Source organism: Cupriavidus neocaledonicus (assembly GCF_000372525.1).
Classification (GTDB): domain Bacteria; phylum Pseudomonadota; class Gammaproteobacteria; order Burkholderiales; family Burkholderiaceae; genus Cupriavidus; species Cupriavidus neocaledonicus.
The window spans coordinates 40,757-60,925 of sequence record NZ_AQUR01000072.1; the positions used below are offsets into that span (position 1 = coordinate 40,757).

A 20,169-nucleotide genomic window follows, 5' to 3' on the forward strand; every position below is an offset into this window, starting at 1 on the left:
GGGGCCACCGCCGGCGCCATCATCGCCGCAACCACGCCGGCTGCAAGTGGCCACCCCGGTTCGGGTCCAACCGCGGCGGGCGCAGCGCATATCAGGCCACTGTGAGGTGGAATGCCTGGTCCAGGTCGGCCAGCAGGTCCTGTGTGTCTTCAAGTCCGACGTGCAGCCGCACCACGGGTCCATTGCCTTGCCAGGCCCGGTGTTCGCGCAGCCGTTCCGGCGGGGCGACCAGCGCCAGGCTTTCATACCCGCCCCAGGACGCGCCGATCGAGAACCACCGCAAGGCGTCGACGAACGCAGTGCCCGCGCTGGCCCCGGCATCGCGGAACGCGAACGACACCAGGCCGCTGGCGCCGCTGAAGTCGCGTTGCCACAGCGCGTGGCCAGGGTCTTCGGGCAGCGCCGGGTAAAAAACGCGGCCCACCTGCGGATGACGCTGCAGCCATTGCGCGACCTGGGTGGCATTGCGCTGGTGCTGGGCCAGGCGCAACGGCAGCGTGCGCAGGCCCCGCAGTGACAGGTAGGCGTCGTCGGCACCGATGGCAAGGCCCAGCGCCTCGTGCGTGGTGGCGACGCGTTCCGCCAGCGCGGCGCTGTCCACGACCACCGCGCCCTGCATCACGTCGGCATGCCCGGCAATATACTTGGTCGCAGCCTGGATCGAGATATTGGCGCCGAGTTTCAGGGGCTGCAGGAACCATCCGCCGCTCCAGGTATTGTCCACGGCTACCGTCACGCCGCGTTCGCGCGCCACTGACGCCAGCTTTGGCAAATCGAGCACCTCGAACAGCAAGGACCCCGGCGATTCCAGGTAGACGAGCCTGGTCCCGGGCCGGATCAGCGCGGCAAGGTCGTCATGCGCCGGCGAAAAGTATTCGACGGTGACGCCCAGGTGCCGCAGCAGCGTCTTGTCGACGCGGCGCACGGGCGCATAGACGCTGTCGGAGACCAGCACATGGTCGCCCGGGCCGAGCAGGGCAAGCAGCACCAGCGTGATCGCCGACAGCCCGGAGGGCGCCAGGAATGCGCGATGCCCGCCTTCGAGCGTGGTCAGCGCGTCTTCCAGTGCCTCATGCGTGTCCAGCCCGTGGCGGCCGTAGGAGGCGATGCGTTCGCCTGCGGCACGGCGGTGCTGGCGCGATTCCAGCGCCTGTTGGCTGGCAAAGCGCACCGTGCTCGTCCTGACCACGGGTACATTGACCGGGCCCGCGCCATCGCGCAGCGTCGGCGCCCCCGCATGCAGCAATCGCGTATGTCTGCCCGCGTCGCTCATGCCACCACCTTGCTCGGTTGCATCTGCGTGGCGTTGTAATTGACGATCTCGCCGGTCTCCGGATGCACGCCGTAGCGGCCCGTCAGCGTTTCAAGCGGGCGGCCATAGCAGTGGAAATGCAGCGTCGGTGCGTCGCCCACCACGTGGATGCTGTGGATGTCGTCAGGCAGGAAGGCGATCGGCGTGCCGGGCTCGACCGTCAGTTCGCGCGCGACCTCCAGCCGGGCGAACCCCGGGTCGCTGCGATCGTCGGTGCGGCGGTAGACCCGGTTGAACTCGCGGCCTTCCACGGCGACGATCACGGCCCAGGTGTCGTGGTTGTGCGGAATGGTGGTCTTGCCCGGGTTGATCGAGTTCAGGTACAGCGCGGCAGCGTCGTCGCCATCATCGGGGTTCAGGCGGTAGCGCGTCGAGGCGCCGCTGGCGGTCTCCGCCGGCGGTGGAAAGTCCTCGCGGGTGAACAGTTCGCGCTGCGCGGCCAGTGCCTGCAGGCGCGTGGCAACGGCATCGAGCGCGTCGCGGTCGGGCTGGCCCGCGGCCAGGCGGCGGATGTCGTTCAGTGCGTCGGCCACTGCCTGGCCGCGGGCGGCCTGGCGTTCGGCGGGAGAGGAATGGCTCATGGTGCGGAGACTCCGTCAGCGGGATAGAGGGAAGGCGCCGGCGCGAAGGCGGCATCGAACTCGGCCGGCAGGCGGGGGATTGCACCCAGCGCGCGGCGCAGGAACGCGCGGGTGCGTTCCTGCTGCGGCTTGCCGAAGATCTGGGCCGGCGGGCCGTGCTCGACGATGCGGCCGGCCTCGGTAAAGTAGATCTGGTCGCTGATCTCGGCGGCGAAGCGCATTTCATGCGTCACCAGCACGCAGGTCATGCCGTCTTCGACCAGCTCGCGGATCACGGTCAGCACTTCGCCAACGGTCTCGGGATCGAGCGCGGAGGTCACCTCGTCGAACAGGATCAGCTCGGGCTGCATCGCCAGCGCGCGCGCGATCGCAACGCGCTGTTGCTGGCCGCCGGAGAGCTCGCCGGGGTAGGCACTGGCCTTTTCCGCGAGCCGCACCCTGGCGAGCAGCGCATGCGCCTCGCGCTCGGCGTCGGCGCGCGGGCGGCCGATGACCCGGGTCGGGGCAAGCACCAGGTTCTCCAGCACCGTCAGGTGCGGGAACAGGTTGTACTGCTGGAACACAAAGCCCACCCGCTTGCGCAATGCGATGAACTCGTCCTCGCCGCGCAAGGCCTCGACGGCGGTATCGCCGACGCGAATCTGCCCGCGCTGCGGCTGCAGCAGCCCGGTGATGCAGCGCAAGATGGTGCTCTTGCCGGATCCGGACGGGCCGATGATGGTGACGGCTTCGCCGCGGCGCACGTCGACATCGATGCCATTGAGCACCGCGTTCGCGCCAAAGCTGAGGTGGACGTCGCGCAGCTGTACCAGCGGCGTTGGGGCATGGCTGCCGGTGTCCCGGCGCAGGAAGGACTCAGTGGCGTTCATGGCGGCGTTCCAGCGCACGAGTTGCGCGCGCAATCGGATAGCAATAGGCAAAAAACAGGGCCAGCAGCGTGAAATAGACGAGGATCGTGAAGTCGGTGCGCGCCACGGTGTTGCTGGCAACCTGCGCGGTGTCGACCACGTCGTGCACGCCGACCAGCGATGCCAGCGACGTGCTCATGGTGATGCTGGCGTACAGGTTCATCCATGGTGGCAGCATGCGCCGCAGGCATTGCGGCAGCACGACAAGGCGGAAGATCTGGCGGCGGCGCAAGGCGAGCGACTGCGCCGCTTCCCATTGCGCGCTCGGAATCGACTGGATCGCGCCGCGGAAGATCTCGGCAACGTTGGCGCTTGCCGGCAATGCAAGGCCCAGCACAACCTTGACCCAGTCCGGGAACGGAAACGTCCAGTGCACCAGGTGCAGCTCGAACGGGAATACATAGGTGGTGAAGTAAACCAGTACCAGCACCGGTGCGTTGCGGAAAGCCTGCACCCAGCTGCGCGTGAACACGCGTAGCGCTGCGTGCGATGACAAGGACAGCGCGCCGATCACCAGGCCGACGACGGTGCCGATCCCCATGGCGAATACGCTGATCTCGATGTTGGCCAGCAGCCCGCGCAGCAGCGCGGGAGTCCAGGTCCAGAGACTGCGGACCGCGGCCGGCGCGCTGCCCGTGACGCTCCAGAACAGCAGCAGTGCCGTCAGTGCCGCAAGCACCAGCATCCATGGATCGCGCAGCGCGCGTGCCGGCAACCCGGATCGCCCGAAAGCGGCCGGGAGAATCGAATCACTGGCCATAGCCGGGCATCCTCAGGTGGCGTTCCAGCCAGCGACCTGCACGGCTGACCAGCCAGGTCAGCAGGCCGAACCAGGCCAGGATCAGCAACAGCAGTTCGAGCACGTTGTCGCGCTGGGTCCAGATCATGATGGATTCATAGGTCACGTCGCCGACCGCGATGGCCGACGCCACGGCAGTCATCTTGACGAGGTCCACCACGTTGTTGACCAGTGCCGGCAACGCAAAGCGCACCGCCAGCGGCAGTTCGACCCGGAGCAGCAACTGCCGCCGCGAAAAGGCCAGCGAACGCGCCGCTTCCAGCGTGATGCGCGGCACCGCCTCGATACCGGCACGCAGCGCCTCGGCATGGAACACCGCCTTGTGCAGCGAGACCACGATCACCACCCAGACGAACGGCGTCAGCGGATTGCCGGTGCCGCGGCTGGCCAGCTGCTGGGTGATCAGCATGTTGAGCACCAGGAACGCGCAGTAGAGCTGTACCAGCGTGGGCGTGTTGCGGGTAAGTTCGACAAAGGCGCGTGCCGGTGCGGCAAGGGCGCGGCGGCCCGACGTGAGCATGGCCGCCAGCACGATGCCGGCGGCGAGGCTGCAGGGAATGGTGAGCAGACAGAGCTCCAGCGTCACGACCAGGCCACGCAGGAACGCTGAACGTTCGCCGGCGTCGAGGACGAAGGCATAGTTAAGCCCGAGCGGCTTGAGCGTGGCGACAACGGATGCGAGCAAATCGGTCATGCCGCCGCCCCCGCTTGCGCCGGCTGCAACGCATAGCCAAGTCGGCGTGCCTTCATGGCTTTTTTGCGCTCTGCAAGGACGGCGAAGTCGCCCGGCGAGATGGCGGCGAAGCGAAGGGAGACTCTGTTCATTTCGGAAAGGCGCCGTAACGCAGCGACCGACGGCCGGGCTCAGGACGGGTTCTTGAAGCGTGCTTGCAGTTCGGGCAGCAGGGGCTGCGGCGGCGTGATGCCGAGCCGCTTCTCCGTGGCGATGAGCCAGCCCGTGCGGTGCCATTCCTGGACGATCTTGTCCACTGCGGCGATGGTGTCGGTCTCGCCCTTGCGGGTCCAGACCACCGAAGGTGCCGGCAGGATTTCGGTCGGAATCGGCGCGGCGTAATCGGTCCAGTCGGCATTGCCGCGGACCAGCGGGTGGATCAGCGTTGCGTCGTGAACCGCGGCCACGCACTGGCCGCCCCGCAGTGCCAGCAACGATTCGGCGGAGGTCTTGAAGCCACGTACCTGCGCGCCGTACTGCTCCTGCAGAGGCTTGACGTAGCTGCTGCCCTGCGACGCGCAGACGGTCTTGCCGCGCAGGTCTTCCCACCTGGCGATACCGCTGCGCTTTAACACCGCCGCCGTCCCGCCGACGCGGTAAAACGGCGTTGGCGCATAGCCCAGCAGCTCGCCGCGCTCGGGGTTGTATTCCATCGACGCAATCAGCAGGTCCACCTTGCCTTGTTGCAGGAACTGCACGCGATTGGAAGGCTGCACGGGAACCAGTTCGGCTTCCACGCCCAGACGCTTTGCCAGGTCACGGGCCAGGTCGGGATTCCAGCCAACGGGCTGTTGCGTGACGGGATCGATCGAGCCGAACAGGCTGCCGCCAACCAGCACGCCGATGGAGACCTTGCCGCGCTGCTTGATGCGATCCAGCGTGGCATCTGCCCAGGCGGCGTTGATGGAAAGGCAGGACAGTGCCGCGGCAGCGGCGATGCGGAGGAACGGGAGCGCGGGCATGTCTGATCATAAGAACAAGGAGGAGACGATGCTATCGCTCCGCGCCGAAGCAAACAAAGAAGGCTTTCGGATATGGATATACAGGTCCCAAGCCATTCCATGGCGCATAGGCTCGTGCGCGCCGGCGCCGCCAGGACGCTTGGAAGTTGAAGCGGCCTTGCTCGTTGTCAGCAGGCCGGTCCCTCTGGAGCGAGAGCGCTGTTGCCTTTCAACTTACCTCACCTCACCATCGCCCCAGCAGGGCCGGATCGGTCCGCGCCGCAAACATTCAGGTTCAGGTGCGCGTGATAGACACCCCGCCATCGGCCAGTGAGGCAGTGCCGGTGACGAACGACGAATCATCCGACGCCAGGTACAGCACCGAGCGGGCCAATTCTTCCGGCCACGCCACGCGCTTGAGCGCATGCAGGTTGGTGATAAAGGCCTGCGACTCCGATGTGTCATTCATGCTGCGATACATGTCCGTATCGACGGCGCCGGGCAGGATCGCATTGACGCGGATTCCCTGTGGCCCGAATTCGGCCGCCAGTGCCTGAGTCAGGCCGATCAGCCCGGACTTGCTCGCCGCGTAAGCCGCCACCCCCGGGAAGGCGACGGTATAGCCGACGAACGTCGACGTAAAGATCACCGAGCCGCCGCCATGTTTGAGCATCTGCGAGATCTGGTGCTTGGCGCCCAGGAACGAGCCTGTCAGGTTGATGGCGATGGTGTCGTTCCAGCCCTCGGCGGATACCGCGGTGCTGGGGCCGCCCTCGCCCAGCGTGCCTGCATTGTTGAAGGCGATGTCCAGCCGGCCGTAGCGCTCCACCGCCAACGCCACCAGTGCGCTGGCGTAAGCTTCGCTCCGCACGTCGCCAGGCAGTGCCACTGCTTCGCCACCCGCTTCGCGGATTTGCGCTACCAGGCTGTCGAGTTCTGCCTGGCGGCGGGCGCCGACCACTACCTTGGCGCCCTCTGCGGCGAACAGCAGGGCGGTCGCGCGGCCGATGCCGGAGCTGGCGCCGGTAATGAGGGCAACCTTGTCAGACAAGCGTCCCATGATGGATCTCCATTCAGGCGCCGGGCCAGGGTAAGGGCCGCAGCGCCATGTCAGTGTTGGGCAGCCAGGACATCCGGCTGCCTTGAGAATCCAGTATGGGCAAGGGCCTGAGTTCGCACTAGACTGCAATTCGGGGAACAACTTTCCGGATTTCCAGAACAATGATCAAGCTCGAAGGCGTCGCGAGCTTTGCCGCCGTGCTCGAGGCAGGCTCGATTAGCGAGGCCGCCCGGCGCCTGAACCTCTCCAAGTCCGTCGTCAGCGAGCGCCTGGCCGAGCTCGAGAAAGCCGTGGGCGCAAACCTGCTGCGCCGGACCACGCGCCGCCTGACGCTGACTGAGGACGGCGCCGCTTTCGCGGAGCGCGCCAAGCGCATCCTGAACGAAGTGGAGGCAGCAGTCACCGACGTGGCCGAGCGGCGCGGCAGTCTCGCCGGGACGCTGCGCATTTCCGCGCCAGTCACGTTCGGCCGCATGCACCTGGGGCCGGCACTCTATCCCTTCGTGGCGCAGCACCCGGAATTGGAACTGACGCTGGATCTCGATGACCGCCGCGTCGACGCCGCCACTGACAGTTACGACGCCGTCGTTCGACACGGCCCGCTGGAGAGTTCACGGCTGGTGGCATGGCAATTGGCGCCCAGCCGTCGCCTGCTGGTGGCGTCGCCTGGCTATCTCGCGCAAATGGGCATCCCGGCCACCCTGGAAGAGCTGAAGCAGCACCGCGGCGTCTACTATGCCAATCGCGGCGCCGCCGACTGGCGCCTGCAAGGCCCCAGCGGCATTGAGATCGTCCGTGCCCACATCGCGCTGCGCGTCAACAACGGCGACATGATGCGTGACGCCGCCGAAGCCGGCGTAGGCATCGCGCTGCTGCCTACCTTTATCGTTGGCGAGGCCATCCGGCGCGGCGCGCTGGCCGTGATCGAGATCGGCTTTCACGCGGAGCAGGAAGCCATCTACATTGCCCATCCTGAAGGGCGGCGCGTGTCGGCGCGGTTGCGCGCCTTTGCGGAATGCGTGCGGGCGGCGATCGGGACTCCGCCGTATTGGGACGAGTGGGCAGCCAGCCCGGAGCAAGGCTAAGGTCGAGCGACTGCATACCCCCCCTTACTGCACTTCACGGTCGGCGCTGGCAGGACTGCGCGAGTATGCGCGAGACATAGCCTGGACTACAGCATGGCCGAATGCAGATGGTGCGGATCGTCAAGCGTATCGGCGACAATCTGCAGCGACTCCTCGATTTCGTCCCGGTCGCCGGGTCCGCCAAGGCAAAGCCGGATCGCATCGGGCGGGTTGCCATCCGTCGAGAAGGCCGCGCTCGACACCGCGCCAATGCCGCGTGAACGCAGGTGCAAGGCCAGTTCAGACGGGCGCCAGGCATTGCCGGCGCCCAGATGCAGCCAGAGATGGAAACCCTCCGGATCGGCGGCGTACGGGCGGCCGGCCAGCACGCGCGTGGCGATGGCCTGGCGTGCGGCATTTTCCTGCCGGACCGCGGCAAGCATCTCGTCGGCGGTGCCGTCCTGGATCCAGGCCGTGGCCAGCAAATTGGTGAACGGGCTGGCCATCACGGTGGTGGCGCGCAACGTGCCTGCCAGGCGCTGGCTTTGCCGGGCTGAGGGCGCGTGGACGAACGCCGTGCGCAAGCCGGCGCCGAAGCATTTCGACAGGCCGGTCATGTAGTAGGTCAGTTCCGGCGCCAGCGCGGCAAAGGTGTCCGGGGTGCGCCGGGGCAGCATGCCATAGGCATCGTCCTCGATGATCGGCACGTTATACCGCAGCGCGATATCGGCGAGGATCTCGCGGCGACTCTGGGGCATCGTGCGCGTGCTCGGGTTCTGGATGGTGGGGTTGCAATAAAGCGCTGCAGGCTTGTGCGCCTTGCAGAAGTTCTCGAAGGCGCTGCCGATCATGCCATCCTCGTCGGCTGGCAGTGCCTGCAGCTGGACCCCGAGTTGCGCAGCAATCGCCTTGATCCCGGGATAGGCCAGTGGCTCAACGCATAGCGTCTGTCCGCCGCGCGCCAGTTGCGACAGCAGGGCAACGAGCGCGCTGTGGATGCCCGGGCAGATGAGCAGCGTTTCGCTGGCTGCCGCCGGCACCAGCCGGCGCAGCCAGCCCGTCACGGCCGCACGGTCTGCCGGCGTGCCGCCGAAATCCTGGTAGCGCAGCAGCGTATACGGCTCCGTCCCGGCGAGCAGTGCCGCCGACGATTCGCGCAGCCGCGTCGCCAGCGCAGGTGGCTCCGGCGGCATGTTCATCGTCATTTCGGCACTGGTGCCGGCGCGCAGCGGCACAGCCGGCGCCCGGCCGCGCACATAGGTGCCGCTGCCGGCCTTGGCATCGATCAGCCCGCGCTTGCGCGCCTCGCCGTAGGCGCGCGCGACGGTGGTGTAGTTCAGGGCCAGCGCCTCGGCCAGGTCGCGCAAGCCGGGCAGGCGGTCGCGCGCCTGCAGGCGCCCGTCGGCCAGCGCCTCCTCGATCAGGTCAGGAATGGTCAGATAGGCGGGCTTGGGGCTGTCTGCAATGCGCTTTGCCCAATGACTGGTCAGGCCGGACAAGATTCTCTCCAAACGGTGTCGCGCCGTCGCGGCGCCGGGCGAGTGAATGCATGGTGCGTGCCAGTTTGATTGCATCTGAATGGCTGCATGATGGTGCGCGGGCCGTCTGGCCGCACCATCCGAATGCGGTGGTTAGCAGCGCGCGACTTGATTCTGGTGCAAGCGTCAGGCGCCCTTCGCGTTGCGATCAAGCCATGCCGGTCATGCGGTCCATCCGATCAATGATGCGATCGATCGCACGGAGGCTGCCTGATCGGGCATTGATCGGAGGGGTGAATCCGGTGGATGGCATATCGGTTGCACAAGCTGGACCGTCGGCGACAGCGCCGGCCCCGGGGTGGCGGATTGCGCCGCACCGGCTCGTCCGAACCGCAACCCACTGGAGTACAGCATGCCCGCAGTCAACAAACCTGCCCATCAGGATGGCGATTTCCTGGTCGATTTCGAAGAAAAGGTGTTCGAGGACGTCAAGGCGGAACCCGGGGAGAAGGCGCTGGTGACCTTTCATACCGTGGCCTTCGAGGGATCGATCGGCTTCGTCAATCTGCTGCAGGCCACGCGGCTGCAGCGCAAGGGGTTTGACACCAGCATCCTGCTGTACGGCCCGGGCGTCACCCTTGGCCTGCAGCGCGGCTTTCCGCGCCTGGGCGATGAAGCCTTTGCCGGCCACCTGAACTTCAACAAGCAGCTGCGCAAGTTCATGGACGAGGGCGGCAAGGTCTATGCCTGCCGCTTCGCACTGCAGGCTCTCTACGGCCATGGCGAAGCGTCGCTCATCGAGGGCATCCGCCCGATCAATCCGCTCGACGTGCTGGACCTGAAGCTGCTCCACCGCAAGGAGAACGCATTGATCATCGACACCTGGACCGTCTGATCCAGCGCAGGGGTATCGCCATGTCACAGAAACGCATTGTCCGCGCCGCGGCGGTCCAGATCTCGCCGGACCTGGAAAGCGGCGAGGGAACCCTGGCGAGGGTGCTCGAAGCCATCGACAAGGCCGCGCGCGAGGGCGTGCAGCTGATCGTCTTCCCGGAGACTTTCGTGCCGTACTACCCGTACTTCTCGTTCGTGCGTCCGCCGGTGCAATCCGGAAGCGATCATCTGCGCCTGTACGAGCAGGCCGTGACGATACCCGGCCCCGTGACCCTGGCCGTCGCCGAACAGGCGCGGCAGCACGGCATGGTGGTCGTGCTCGGCGTCAACGAGCGCGACCACGGCAGCCTGTACAACACGCAGCTGATCTTCGATACCGAGGGGCGGCTTGCCGTCAAGCGGCGCAAGCTGACGCCGACCTTCCATGAACGCATGATCTGGGGGCAGGGCGATGCGGCGGGCCTCAAGGTGGCGCAGACCGCCATCGGGCGTGTCGGCGCGCTCGCGTGCTGGGAGCACTACAACCCGCTCGCGCGCTACGCGCTGATGACCCAGCATGAAGAAATCCATTGCAGCCAGTTTCCCGGCTCGCTGGTCGGACCCATCTTCGCCGATCAGATCGAGGCAACGATCCGCCATCACGCGCTGGAGGCCGGCTGCTTCGTGGTCAATGCGACGGGCTGGCTTACCGATGCTCAAATCGCCTCGGTGACGGCCGATCCCGCGCTGCAAAAGGCGCTGCGCGGCGGCTGCAACACGGCGATCGTCTCGCCGGAGGGGCAGCACCTCGCGCCACCGCTGCGCGAAGGCGAAGGGATGGTGATCGCCGACCTCGACATGGGCCTCATCACCAAGCGCAAACGCATGATGGACTCGGTTGGCCACTATGCGCGCCCCGAACTGCTCAGCCTCGCCATCAACGACCGGCCGGCGACCACGGTGTCGGCCATGGGCGAATTTCCTCTTCCCACTTATCGGAGCCCCGATCATGCAAGCGAGCGAGACGATGTCGGCCTCGAGCCGGCAGTTGATGACTGAGCTGCAGTCCGTCGGACTGCGGCTGGAGGATCCGCGCGCGGGGGCCCAGAGCCGTCGCGGCGGCGCGGGGCCGTCCGACCACAAGGCGGTGACCATCGATGGCGTGACCATCATGGTGCCCGTGCACACCAGTACGGCGTGGAATTCGCCTTTCGTCGCCTCGGCGCCGGACGGCAGCGGCCGCAGCGCGCTCAAGCGCGGCGCCATTCCGATCGCCGACATCAGCTTCCCGAAAGCGCCGCGCTTCTACGGCCTGCAGACGCTGGATGGCATTCCCTATGCGCAGATCGCGACGCTGCATGGCGCCGATGTGCTGGCGACGACCGTGCTGCAGACCTGCATCCGCTACGAGAGCCGGCGCAAGACCTGCAAGTTCTGCGCGATCGGACAGTCGCTGGCGGCCGGCCGCACCATCGCCAGGAAGACTCCGGAGCAACTTGCCGAGGTCGCGCGCGCGGCGGTGCTGCTCGATCATGTCAAGCACATGGTGCTCACGACCGGCACGCCCCCGACGCCCGATCGCGGGGCCAGCATTCTATGCGACAGTGCGTTTGCGATCCGTGCGGCGGTCGACCTGCCGATCCAGGGACAGTGCGAGCCACCCGATGACGACCGCTGGTTTGCGCGCATGCGCGCCGCGGGGATCGACAGCCTTGGCATGCATCTCGAGGTGGTCACGCCTGCCGTGCGCGAACGGATGATGCCCGGCAAGGCATCCGTGCCGCTGTCGCGCTATATGGGTGCGTTCGAGGCTGCCGTGGGCGTGTTCGGCCGCGGACAGGTGAGCACCTATATCCTCGCCGGGCTTGGCGACACGGCCGAGTCGATTCTCGCCATCTCGCGCCGGCTGGTGGACATGGGCGTGTATCCGTTCGTGGTGCCGTTCGTGCCGATCTCCGGGACCCCGCTGGAAGATCACCCCGCACCGACGCCGGCGTTCATGCGAGAGATCCTGGCGCCGCTGGGCGCCATGGTAGCGGCGGCCGGCATGCGCTCGGCCGACATCAAGGCCGGCTGCGGCAAGTGCGGGGCGTGCTCGTCGCTGTCCGCGTACGAAGGGGTGCCGTCATGAGCCGCGATCTTTGCGTCGAGGTCCCGGCGATCCCGGTGTACCGGATCCGCTGGGCGGATACGCGCCGCGAACTGGATGCGGCCTATGGGCTGCGCCGCGCCGTGTTCTGCGAAGAGCAGCAGCTTTTTGCCGGTGACGACCGTGATGCCATCGACGACGTGGCGCAGTTGCTGGTGGCGCTCAGGACCGATCCGGACCTGCCGGCCGAGCCAGGCGAGGTTGTCGGCACGGTGCGTATCCACGAAAGCGAGCCCGGCGTCTGGTATGGCTCGCGCCTGGCGGTGGCGGCGCCGTACCGCCGCCAGGGGCGCATCGGCGCGACCCTCATCCGCCTCGCCGTGAGCAGCGCCCATGCGCTAGGCTGCCGGCGTTTCCTGGCCCATGTGCAGACCCAGAACGTGCCGCTGTTCCGCCGCCTGCACTGGGCCACGCTGCAGGAGGAGGTGCTGCTGGGCCGGTCCCATCACCTGATGGAGGCAGACCTGAATCACTATCCGCCTTGCCACACGCCTCTGTCCGGACTGGTCATCGAGGAGAGGAGGGCGCCATGAACGCTGCGGAACTGGCGAAGGTGTTGCGGGCTGGTCGCGGCTTTGGCCACAAGACCGATATCGCGGGCATGCTGTCGGTGTTCAGGCATGCGCTGCCGGCCGGGCAGGGCGCGGAAGACCGGGGCATCGCACTGGGGGATGACTGTGCCGCGATTCCGGACGGTGACGGACACCTGTTGTTCGCGATCGAAGGCATGGTGGGCGAGTTCCTGCGCACCATGCCCTGGTTCGCTGGCTATAGCGCAGTGATGGTGAGCGTCAGCGATATCTATGCAATGGGCGGCCGGCCGCTGGCGGTGGTCGATGCGATCTGGAGCGATGGCATCGACGGCGCGGCCGACGTCATCCGGGGCATGGCTGCCGCATCGGCCGCCTATGGCGTGCCGGTCGTCGGCGGGCACAGCAATGCCAGGAGCGATGGCGCGCAACTGGCCGTGGCCGTTCTGGGCCGGGCGCGCCGGCTGCTGTCGAGCTTCGCGGCGCGTCCCGGCCAGCACCTGCTGATGGCCGTGGACCTGCGTGGTGCCTTTGAGGAGCCATATCCCTACTGGAACGCGTCCACCAGCGCGCCAGCCGAACGGCTACGCGCCGATCTGGAGATCCTTCCCGCGCTGGCCGAGGCCGGACTGTGCGCGGCCGCCAAGGACATCAGCATGGCGGGCATCGCGGGCACGGCATTGATGTTGATGGAGTGCTCGCGCGTCGGCGGACGGATCGACCTCGATGCCGTGCCGACGCCACCGGATGTGCCGTTGCTCCGTTGGCTGAGCGCCTTCCCGAGCTATGGATTCCTGCTTGCCGTGGATGAAGGCCATGTCGCGGAAGTCACGGCGCGTTTCCAGGCGCGCGGCATCGCGTGCGCGTCCATCGGCCAGTTCGACGGCACCACGCGCGTGTCGATCGCCCACGAGGGCGAGTCGGCCTTGCTGTGGGACTTTGCCAGGGCCGCCTTCATCCTGCCTGAACAGGCAGCGGGTTTCGAAGCGCCGGAACCCGTCACGCCGGGAGCGTAAGCCATGCCTGTTACCCATTTCCGGATCCGCTGGCCGGACCAGAGCGAAGCGGTTTGCTATTCGCCGTCATCGGTGGTGACGGCGCATCTCGACGCGGGCCGCACCTATCCGCTCGCGGAGTTCGTGAGCCTGACCCGCGTGGCCCTGGTCGAGGCGTCGGAGCGCGTGCGCATGAAGTATGGCTACGCGTGTTCGTCCGCCATGGACCAGTTGCAGGCCATCGAAGCGGCCGCCGCAAGATTCCACGACCAGCCGGATGCCACCGTGCAGGTGATCGGCTTCGGTCGTTAGCCAGCATTGACGGCTGCCACCGTGGCCGAACCCCAATCGCATCAAGGAAACCACGCCATGACACGCAACAGCATCGATACCCCCGTTAAAACGCCCGTTCACGCGGAACCCCGTCATCTCCCGGTGATCGTGGTGGGAGGCGGCCAGGCTGGCCTGTCCGTCAGCTACTACCTGAAGCAGGCCGGGATCGAACACCTGGTGCTGGAAAAGCACACGCTCACCCATACCTGGCGCACACAGCGCTGGGACGCCTTCTGCCTGGTCACGCCGAACTGGCAATGCGCGCTGCCGGGGCATCCGTACCGCGGGGACGATCCGCACGGCTTCATGAGGAAGGACGAGATCATCGCGTACCTGGACGGGTTCATCCAGTCCGTCGCGGCACCGGTGCTCGAACATACCGCGGTGCTGAGCGTCAGGCCGAGGCCACAAGGCGGGTACCTCGTCACGACCAGCCGGGGCGTCTTCAGCGCCGACCAAGTGGTGGTCGCCTCCGGCGGCTATCACACGCCGATCGTGCCGCGCATGGCCGAGCGCCTGCCCGCTTCGATCCGCCAGATCCAGTCGGCCGATTACCGGAACCCGCAAGACCTGCCGGATGGCGCTGTGCTGGTCGTGGGGTCCGGGCAGTCGGGCGCCCAGATTGCCGAAGACCTGCATCTGGCCGGCCGCAAGGTCGTCCTGGCGGTCGGGGAAGCGCCCCGCTGCGCGCGCTTCTATCGCGGCCGCGATGTGGTTGACTGGCTCGCCGACATGAAGTACTACGACTTGCCCGTCACCGAGCATCCACTGCGCGAAGGCGTGCGCGACAACACCAATCACTATGTGACCGGCCGCGACGGCGGCCGCGACATAGACCTGCGCAAGTTTGCCACCGAAGGCATGCAGTTGTACGGCGTGCTGGAAGACTACCGGGACGGGCAGTTGCATTTTGCGCCGAACCTGCGCCAGAGCCTCGACGATGCCGATGCGACCTACAACCGCATCAACGCAAGCATCGACAAGTTTATTGCCGAGCGCGGCATCGAAGCGCCGCCGGCCAGTATCTATACGCCGGTATGGACGCCAGAGTCGGAACGCACCACACTCGATCCCCGTGCGGCGGGGATCAGCACCATCATCTGGAGCATCGGGTTCCGGCCGGACTTCAGCTGGCTGGAGGTTCCGGTCTTCAACGGCCGAGGCTATCCGGGCCACGAGCGTGGCGTGACCGCGCATGCCGGCCTGTATTTCCTTGGCCTGCCGTGGCTGCACACCTGGGGGTCGGGGCGCTTCTCTGGCATCGCGCGCGATGCCGAGTACCTGGCCGGGCTGATCGCCGCATACGGGCCCGACGCCGCACTGGCAGCGTGACATGGAGGCCGTCCGCTCGCACCATATCGCTGGTATGCCGCAACTGGCCTACACCGGCCTGTCGGAAAACTGGTTGCTGAAGAGCTGCGGCGACCTGCACTGGCGCCAGTTGGCCGCGGGCTGTGGCCTGGCAGTGCCGGACTTCCGTGACGGCGAGGGCAATCCTGTCTATGCCGCCTTCACCGCCGTACGCGTACGCGATGCCGTGCTCGAGAGGATCGGCGAGCATGGCACCTTCACGCTGGACTCGGCCGGCTTGCCGGCAGGCGGCGTGAAGCGCCTCAGCCAGCATGCCGTGGCATCGCCGGACGGGACGCGCTGCGCCACTGTCACCATGCTGTCGACCTTTATTCGGCGCACGCGCGAGCGGGACAACCGCTCCGTGGTGCGCGCGATGCCGTCCGTGGCAAGTGGCTGGAATCACGCGGCATCGACGACCGAGGCGGCGGAGCTGTCGCAGTTGGCACGTCGCTTTCGCAGTGGGGATTGGGGTACGCATCTCGGCTTGCGCCAGCAGCAGGATGGCATCAACCATGTCGTTGACTTCCTGCCATGCCCATACAACGACTTCAACGGCGCCGACCTGATGTACTTCGCCAGCTTCCAGGCGATGGTGGATCGCGCGGAGTGGCAATGGCGCGGCCATCCGGAGCCCCCAACCGTGGCCGCGCGGGACCTGTTCTTCCATGGCAACCTCAATGTCGGCGAGTCCCTGGAGCTGACCTTCGCGGCCCTGCGCGAAGACGAATCTGGACTGGCGCATTGGTGCGAAGTCCGGCGCGCTGCCGATGGCGAGAAGATCGCGGATATCGTGACCCGCAAGCGCTGGAGGGAACCATGAGCCCTGAGTGGAATGAACAGCGCTTTGGCGTCGACATGAAGCCCGTCTACGGCCAGCAGGACGTTGTCGGCCTGAGCCACCTCGGCGGCATGCCCGGCGAGGCGCCATTCGTGCGCGGGCCATACCCGAACATGTACCGGCAACGGCCGTGGACCATCCGTCAGTACGCCGGATATGGTGACGCCGCGACCTCGAACCTGGCGTATCGCGAGGCCCTGGGGCAAGGGGCGCAGGGCCTGTCGATCGCGTTCGACCTGCCAACCCATCGGGGCTACGATTCGGACGATCCGGAGGTGGCCGCCGACGTCGGCATGGCTGGGGTGGCGATCGACTCGGTCGACGACATGCGGCGCCTGTTTGACGGCATACCGCTGGATCGGGTTTCCGTGTCGATGACCATGAGCGGGGCGGTTCTGCCAGTCCTGGCCGCCTTCCTGGTCGTGGCCGAGGAAGCCGGCATTCCGTACGCCCGGCTGCGGGGCACTATCCAGAACGACATCCTGAAGGAGTTCATGGTCCGCAATACCTGGATCCATGCCCCGGAGCCGTCGCTACGCATCGCGGCGGATGTGGTCGACTGGCTCGCCACGCATGCGCCGAAGTTCCACGGCATGTCGATCTCCGGCTACCACTTCCAGGAAGCCGGGGCGGATCCGGCGCTGGAACTGGCCCTGACGCTGGCCAACGCGCGGACCTATGTCGATGCGCTGCGCGCCCGGGGTCTCGATGTCGATGCCTTTTGTGGCGGGCTGAGCTTCTTCTTCGGCGTCGGCAAACAGTTCTACCAGGAGATTGCCAAGCTGCGCGCCGCCCGGCTCCTGTGGCACGACATCGTCCGTGCACGCGGCGGCACCACTGCCCAGGCCGCGGCGATGCGCATGCACTGCCAGACCTCGGGCTGGACGCTGGCGGCGCAGGCACCGCACAACAATATTGCTCGCACCACGATCGAGGCCATGGCTGCCATCTTCGGTGGCACGCAGTCGCTGCACACCAACGGGTTTGACGAGGCGCTGGCGCTGCCCAGCGTCGAAGCCTCGCGTATCGCGCGTGGCACGCAGTTGATCCTGCAGCACGAATTCAGCCTTTGCGACGTGGCGGATCCATGGGCCGGTTCCTACCTGATCGAGTCATTGACGGGGCGCATGGCCGATACCGTCCGCTCGATCCTCGCTGAGATCGATGCGCATGGGGGCGTGCTCAGGGCGCTGGAATCAGGCTGGGTGCAGCAGCGCATTCACCGCAATGCCCTGCGCACACAGGCGCGGATCGACGCAGGAGAGGAGGTCGTGGTGGGCGTCAATCGTTTCCAGGCTGGCGAAGAAGCGCCCCCAGCGTGCCTGGAAATCGATGGAGGCCGCGTTCGCGCCGAGCAGGCGACCCGACTGGCGGCATTGCGGGCAAGGCGGGACGAGCACGCAGTCCAGCAGGCGCTGGGCGCGCTGGCGGAAGCTGCGCGACGGGGCGGCAGAAACTTGCTGGACTGCGCCATCGACGCCATGCGCTGCCGGGCGACGGTTGGCGAATGCACGCGCGCCTTGCTGGATGTCTGGCCCCGCTACGCCGCGCAAACGGGCTACGACAAAGCGCAATACGGCGCTACCCGCGCCGGCAGTCCCAACTGGGCAGCAGCTTGCGACCAGGTCGGGCGGCTGAACGCGGTACTTGGACGCGCGCCGCGAATCCTGGTGGCAAAGCTCGGACAGGATGGGCATGATCGCGGCGCGAAGGCTGTCGCCGCCGCCCTGAGCGATGCCGGGTTCCTGGTCCGGCTTACGCCATTGTTCCAGTCGGCCGAGGCCATTGCGGCGCAAGCGTGCGATGGCGACTTCGATGCCATCGGCATCTCGACCCTCGGCGGTGCGCATCTTGCCCAGGTTTCCATGTTATTCAAGGCCCTTCGCCAGCGCGGGGAGACTGTGCCGGTATTTGTTGGCGGGATTATTCCAGCGCCGCACCGGCGCACCTTGCAGCTGGCAGGCGTCCGTGGCATCTATGGTCCGGGGACGCCGCTGGAGCGAATCGTCACAGAGATCGTGATGGTGCTGACCGCGCAACGCGATAAACGGCAGCCGGTCGCAGCAGGGCACCGGTGACCACAGCGGTCGAGGGTCGCCCGGTCAGCAATCTCCACGATGCATGCTGGAGTTTGCGCGGCAGGTCAAGCCTCAACCATTCCCAGGAACTGCTGCAGTTCGTGCGTCTGTGGCCGGCCGAACACTTGATCGGGCGCGCCGGTTTCATGGACCTTGCCCTGATGCATGAAGACGACGCGGTCGCACACCTCGCGCGCGAAGCGCATTTCGTGCGTCACCATCAGCAGGGTCATGCCATCGGCCGCGAGACTGCGCACAACTTGCAGTACCTCGTTGACAAGTTCCGGATCCAGCGCGGAGGTGATTTCGTCGCATAGCAGCGCGGTCGGCTGCATGGCAAGCGCGCGGGCGATGGCGACACGTTGCTGCTGACCGCCAGACAGTTGGTCCGGATATGCATCGAACTTGGCCGAAAGCCCGACCCGTGCCAGGTTCAGTTCGGCCAGCTCACGGGCCTCGGCCTGCGACGCGCCCTTGACGATCATCGGCGACAGCATCACGTTGCGCCCGGCGCTGAGGTGCGGAAACAGATTGAACTGCTGGAAAATCATGCCTACCTTCAGCCGCAGCGCGCGTAATTGCAGTTCGCTGTCGGCCAGGTGCGCACCGGCCACGGTGATGGCGCCCGCATCGATGCTTTCCAGTCCGTTGATGCAACGTAGCAGCGTGCTCTTGCCCGAGCCACTCTTGCCGATAATGGCGATGACTTCGCCAGGTTCGACAGAGAGCGAGACGCCCTTCAGCACCTCGTTGCTGCCAAACGACTTGCGAACCTGATCAATGGCGATAAGCGGCATGGAATTTCCTCTCCAGCATCTTGCTGTATTGCGAAAGCGGCCAGCACAGCGCGAAGTACATCAGCGCCACGGCGGCATATACGGTAAAGGGTTGGAATGTGGCGTTCACAATCATCGTGCCCGCCTTGGACAGCTCGGTGAAGCCGATGATCGACGCCAGCGCCGTGCCCTTGATGACCTGGACGCCAAAGCCAACGGTCGGTGCCACGGCAATGCGCAAGGCCTGCGGCAGGATCACGTAACGCATCTGCTGCACGTAGTTCATGGCCAGGCTGCCTGAGGCTTCCCACTGGCCGCGCGGTATGGCTTCCACGCAGCCACGCCAGATTTCGGCCAGGAAGGCCGCTGTCCACAGCGTCAGCGCAAGCCCGGCGGCCAGCCACGCTGGCACCTCGATGCCAAACAGTGCCAGTCCGAAGAATGCGAGGAACAACTGCATCAGGAGCGGCGTACCCTGGAACAGCTCGATATACGCCTGCGCCAGGCGTCTTGCTGCCGGGCGCTTGCCGGTACGTATCAACAGCACGAGGAGGCCAACGACGCCACCACCGACAAACGCAACCAATGACAGCAGCACCGTCCAGCGTGCTGCCAACAGCAGGTTGCGGACGATATCCCACAACGTGAACTCGATCATCCCGCCCTCCGCGCAAAAAGCTGCCGGCCAATGCCGCGCAGCAACTGCCGCAGCACGAGAGCCAGAAGAAGATAGATCGCTGTGCTGACGAGATAGACCTCAAAAGCGCGGAAGTTTCGCCCCTGGATGAAATTGGCCGCATACGTCAGGTCTTGCGCCGCGATCTGCGAACAGACAGCCGATCCGAGCATCACGATCACAATCTGGCTCGACAGCGCGGGCCAGATCCTTTGCAATGCCGGGCGCAGCACGACGTGCCGGAACACCTGGAATGGTGACATGGCCAGGCTCGCGCCGGCTTCGAACTGCCCGCGCGGGGTGGCAGCCAGACCGGCGCGAACGATCTCTGTACCGTAGGCGCCCAGGTTGATCACCATGGCCAGCGATGCCGCCACCATTTCAGGGAGATGCACACCAAGGCTGGGCAGCCCGAAGAAGATGAAGAACAGCTGGATCAGGAACGGCGTGTTCCGGATCAGCTCCACATAGGTGCTGACCACGGGGCGAAGCCAGGCGGGTCCCTGGGTCTTGGCCCAGGCACCCGCCANCGCCACGGCCACGCCAAGCACACCGCCCGTCAGCGTGAGCTGCGCCGTGACCGCGATGCCCTTGAGCAGCACGTCGGTGTAATCCAGCACCGACACGAAATCGAACGCGTAAGCCATGCTTCTGCCTCGGCGGTGCGTATCAGAGCTGCGCCGGCAGCGGAC

Annotated in this window: 22 protein-coding genes; 10 read left to right on the plus strand and 12 right to left on the minus strand. The window is 66.5% G+C overall.

Annotation, left to right across the window (positions count from 1 at the left end):
* Positions 1-91: 91 nt before the first annotated feature.
* The 8 genes from metC to A3AG_RS0104065 form a co-directional block, all read right to left on the minus strand.
* On the minus strand, positions 92-1,273 hold the full coding sequence (gene metC / locus A3AG_RS0104035; protein WP_026163925.1) for a cystathionine beta-lyase: 1,182 nt from the start codon (positions 1,271-1,273) through the stop codon (positions 92-94).
* Complete coding sequence (locus tag A3AG_RS0104040) at positions 1,270-1,893, minus strand: cysteine dioxygenase family protein (RefSeq protein ID WP_018004182.1); 624 nt, start codon at positions 1,891-1,893, stop codon at positions 1,270-1,272. The genes metC and A3AG_RS0104040 overlap by 4 nt, the downstream gene beginning before the upstream one ends.
* Positions 1,890-2,762, minus strand: coding sequence for an amino acid ABC transporter ATP-binding protein (locus A3AG_RS0104045; RefSeq protein ID WP_018004183.1), 873 nt, complete (start codon positions 2,760-2,762; stop codon positions 1,890-1,892). Before A3AG_RS0104045 ends, A3AG_RS0104040 begins: the two co-directional genes overlap by 4 nt.
* Positions 2,749-3,561, minus strand: a complete 813-nt coding sequence (locus A3AG_RS0104050) for an amino acid ABC transporter permease (RefSeq protein WP_026163926.1) — start codon at positions 3,559-3,561, stop codon at positions 2,749-2,751. Before A3AG_RS0104050 ends, A3AG_RS0104045 begins: the two co-directional genes overlap by 14 nt.
* Positions 3,551-4,294: an amino acid ABC transporter permease gene (locus A3AG_RS0104055; protein WP_018004185.1), complete on the minus strand. Its 744-nt coding sequence runs from the start codon at positions 4,292-4,294 to the stop codon at positions 3,551-3,553. Before A3AG_RS0104055 ends, A3AG_RS0104050 begins: the two co-directional genes overlap by 11 nt.
* Complete coding sequence (locus tag A3AG_RS34695) at positions 4,291-4,425, minus strand: hypothetical protein (protein WP_276307879.1); 135 nt, start codon at positions 4,423-4,425, stop codon at positions 4,291-4,293. Before A3AG_RS34695 ends, A3AG_RS0104055 begins: the two co-directional genes overlap by 4 nt.
* 39 nt (positions 4,426-4,464) lie before the next feature.
* The gene (locus A3AG_RS0104060) at positions 4,465-5,295 is read right to left on the minus strand and encodes a transporter substrate-binding domain-containing protein (RefSeq protein ID WP_018004186.1); all 831 of its coding nucleotides are present in this window, start codon (positions 5,293-5,295) and stop codon (positions 4,465-4,467) included.
* A 274-nt stretch (positions 5,296-5,569) separates the two neighbouring features.
* On the minus strand, positions 5,570-6,334 hold the full coding sequence (locus A3AG_RS0104065) for an SDR family oxidoreductase (RefSeq protein WP_018004187.1): 765 nt from the start codon (positions 6,332-6,334) through the stop codon (positions 5,570-5,572).
* A gap of 161 nt (positions 6,335-6,495) precedes the next feature.
* Here A3AG_RS0104065 and A3AG_RS0104070 point away from each other — a divergent pair, with 161 nt between their 5' ends.
* The gene (locus tag A3AG_RS0104070; RefSeq protein ID WP_018004188.1) at positions 6,496-7,419 is read left to right on the plus strand and encodes a LysR family transcriptional regulator; all 924 of its coding nucleotides are present in this window, start codon (positions 6,496-6,498) and stop codon (positions 7,417-7,419) included.
* A gap of 86 nt (positions 7,420-7,505) precedes the next feature.
* On the opposite strand, the gene A3AG_RS0104075 is transcribed toward A3AG_RS0104070, so the two are convergent.
* A complete protein-coding gene (locus A3AG_RS0104075) occupies positions 7,506-8,897 on the minus strand; it encodes an aminotransferase-like domain-containing protein (protein ID WP_018004189.1) in 1,392 nt (463 codons plus the stop codon).
* 391 nt (positions 8,898-9,288) lie between these two features.
* Here A3AG_RS0104075 and A3AG_RS0104080 point away from each other — a divergent pair, with 391 nt between their 5' ends.
* The 9 genes from A3AG_RS0104080 to scpA are packed head-to-tail and all read left to right on the plus strand — an operon-like array spanning position 9,289 to position 18,025.
* Positions 9,289-9,771 carry an MSMEG_0572/Sll0783 family nitrogen starvation response protein gene (locus A3AG_RS0104080; RefSeq protein WP_018004190.1) on the plus strand — a complete coding sequence of 161 codons (483 nt, stop codon included), beginning with the start codon at positions 9,289-9,291 and terminating at the stop codon, positions 9,769-9,771.
* 20 nt (positions 9,772-9,791) lie between these two features.
* Positions 9,792-10,808, plus strand: a complete 1,017-nt coding sequence (locus tag A3AG_RS0104085; RefSeq protein ID WP_018004191.1) for a Nit6803 family nitrilase — start codon at positions 9,792-9,794, stop codon at positions 10,806-10,808.
* The gene (locus tag A3AG_RS0104090) at positions 10,801-11,880 is read left to right on the plus strand and encodes an MSMEG_0568 family radical SAM protein (protein ID WP_018004192.1); all 1,080 of its coding nucleotides are present in this window, start codon (positions 10,801-10,803) and stop codon (positions 11,878-11,880) included. The genes A3AG_RS0104085 and A3AG_RS0104090 overlap by 8 nt, the downstream gene beginning before the upstream one ends.
* Positions 11,877-12,431 (plus strand): MSMEG_0567/Sll0786 family nitrogen starvation N-acetyltransferase, encoded by a 555-nt coding sequence (locus tag A3AG_RS0104095; RefSeq protein WP_018004193.1) that lies wholly within the window; start codon positions 11,877-11,879, stop codon positions 12,429-12,431. Before A3AG_RS0104090 ends, A3AG_RS0104095 begins: the two co-directional genes overlap by 4 nt.
* Positions 12,428-13,444, plus strand: coding sequence for a sll0787 family AIR synthase-like protein (locus A3AG_RS0104100; RefSeq protein WP_018004194.1), 1,017 nt, complete (start codon positions 12,428-12,430; stop codon positions 13,442-13,444). The genes A3AG_RS0104095 and A3AG_RS0104100 overlap by 4 nt, the downstream gene beginning before the upstream one ends.
* A 3-nt stretch (positions 13,445-13,447) precedes the next feature.
* Entirely contained in the window at positions 13,448-13,735 is a 288-nt protein-coding gene (locus A3AG_RS0104105; RefSeq protein WP_018004195.1) for an MSMEG_0570 family nitrogen starvation response protein, read from the plus strand.
* Positions 13,736-13,792: 57 nt separating this feature from the next.
* Positions 13,793-15,088, plus strand: coding sequence for an MSMEG_0569 family flavin-dependent oxidoreductase (locus A3AG_RS0104110; protein WP_018004196.1), 1,296 nt, complete (start codon positions 13,793-13,795; stop codon positions 15,086-15,088).
* A 1-nt stretch (position 15,089) separates the two neighbouring features.
* Positions 15,090-15,929 carry a Pnap_2097 family protein gene (locus A3AG_RS0104115; protein WP_018004197.1) on the plus strand — a complete coding sequence of 280 codons (840 nt, stop codon included), beginning with the start codon at positions 15,090-15,092 and terminating at the stop codon, positions 15,927-15,929.
* Positions 15,926-18,025: a methylmalonyl-CoA mutase gene (gene scpA / locus A3AG_RS0104120; RefSeq protein ID WP_018004198.1), complete on the plus strand. Its 2,100-nt coding sequence runs from the start codon at positions 15,926-15,928 to the stop codon at positions 18,023-18,025. Before A3AG_RS0104115 ends, scpA begins: the two co-directional genes overlap by 4 nt.
* A gap of 65 nt (positions 18,026-18,090) precedes the next feature.
* Here the strand turns inward: scpA and A3AG_RS0104125 are convergent, their stop codons facing one another.
* Genes A3AG_RS0104125 through A3AG_RS0104135 form a run of 3 tightly spaced genes read right to left on the minus strand, consistent with a single transcriptional unit; the run spans position 18,091 to position 20,124 of the window.
* Entirely contained in the window at positions 18,091-18,822 is a 732-nt protein-coding gene (locus A3AG_RS0104125) for an amino acid ABC transporter ATP-binding protein (protein WP_018004199.1), read from the minus strand.
* Complete coding sequence (locus A3AG_RS0104130) at positions 18,803-19,459, minus strand: amino acid ABC transporter permease (protein WP_018004200.1); 657 nt, start codon at positions 19,457-19,459, stop codon at positions 18,803-18,805. Before A3AG_RS0104130 ends, A3AG_RS0104125 begins: the two co-directional genes overlap by 20 nt.
* Complete coding sequence (locus A3AG_RS0104135) at positions 19,456-20,124, minus strand: amino acid ABC transporter permease (RefSeq protein ID WP_018004201.1); 669 nt, start codon at positions 20,122-20,124, stop codon at positions 19,456-19,458. The genes A3AG_RS0104130 and A3AG_RS0104135 overlap by 4 nt, the downstream gene beginning before the upstream one ends.
* Positions 20,125-20,169 lie beyond the last annotated feature (45 nt).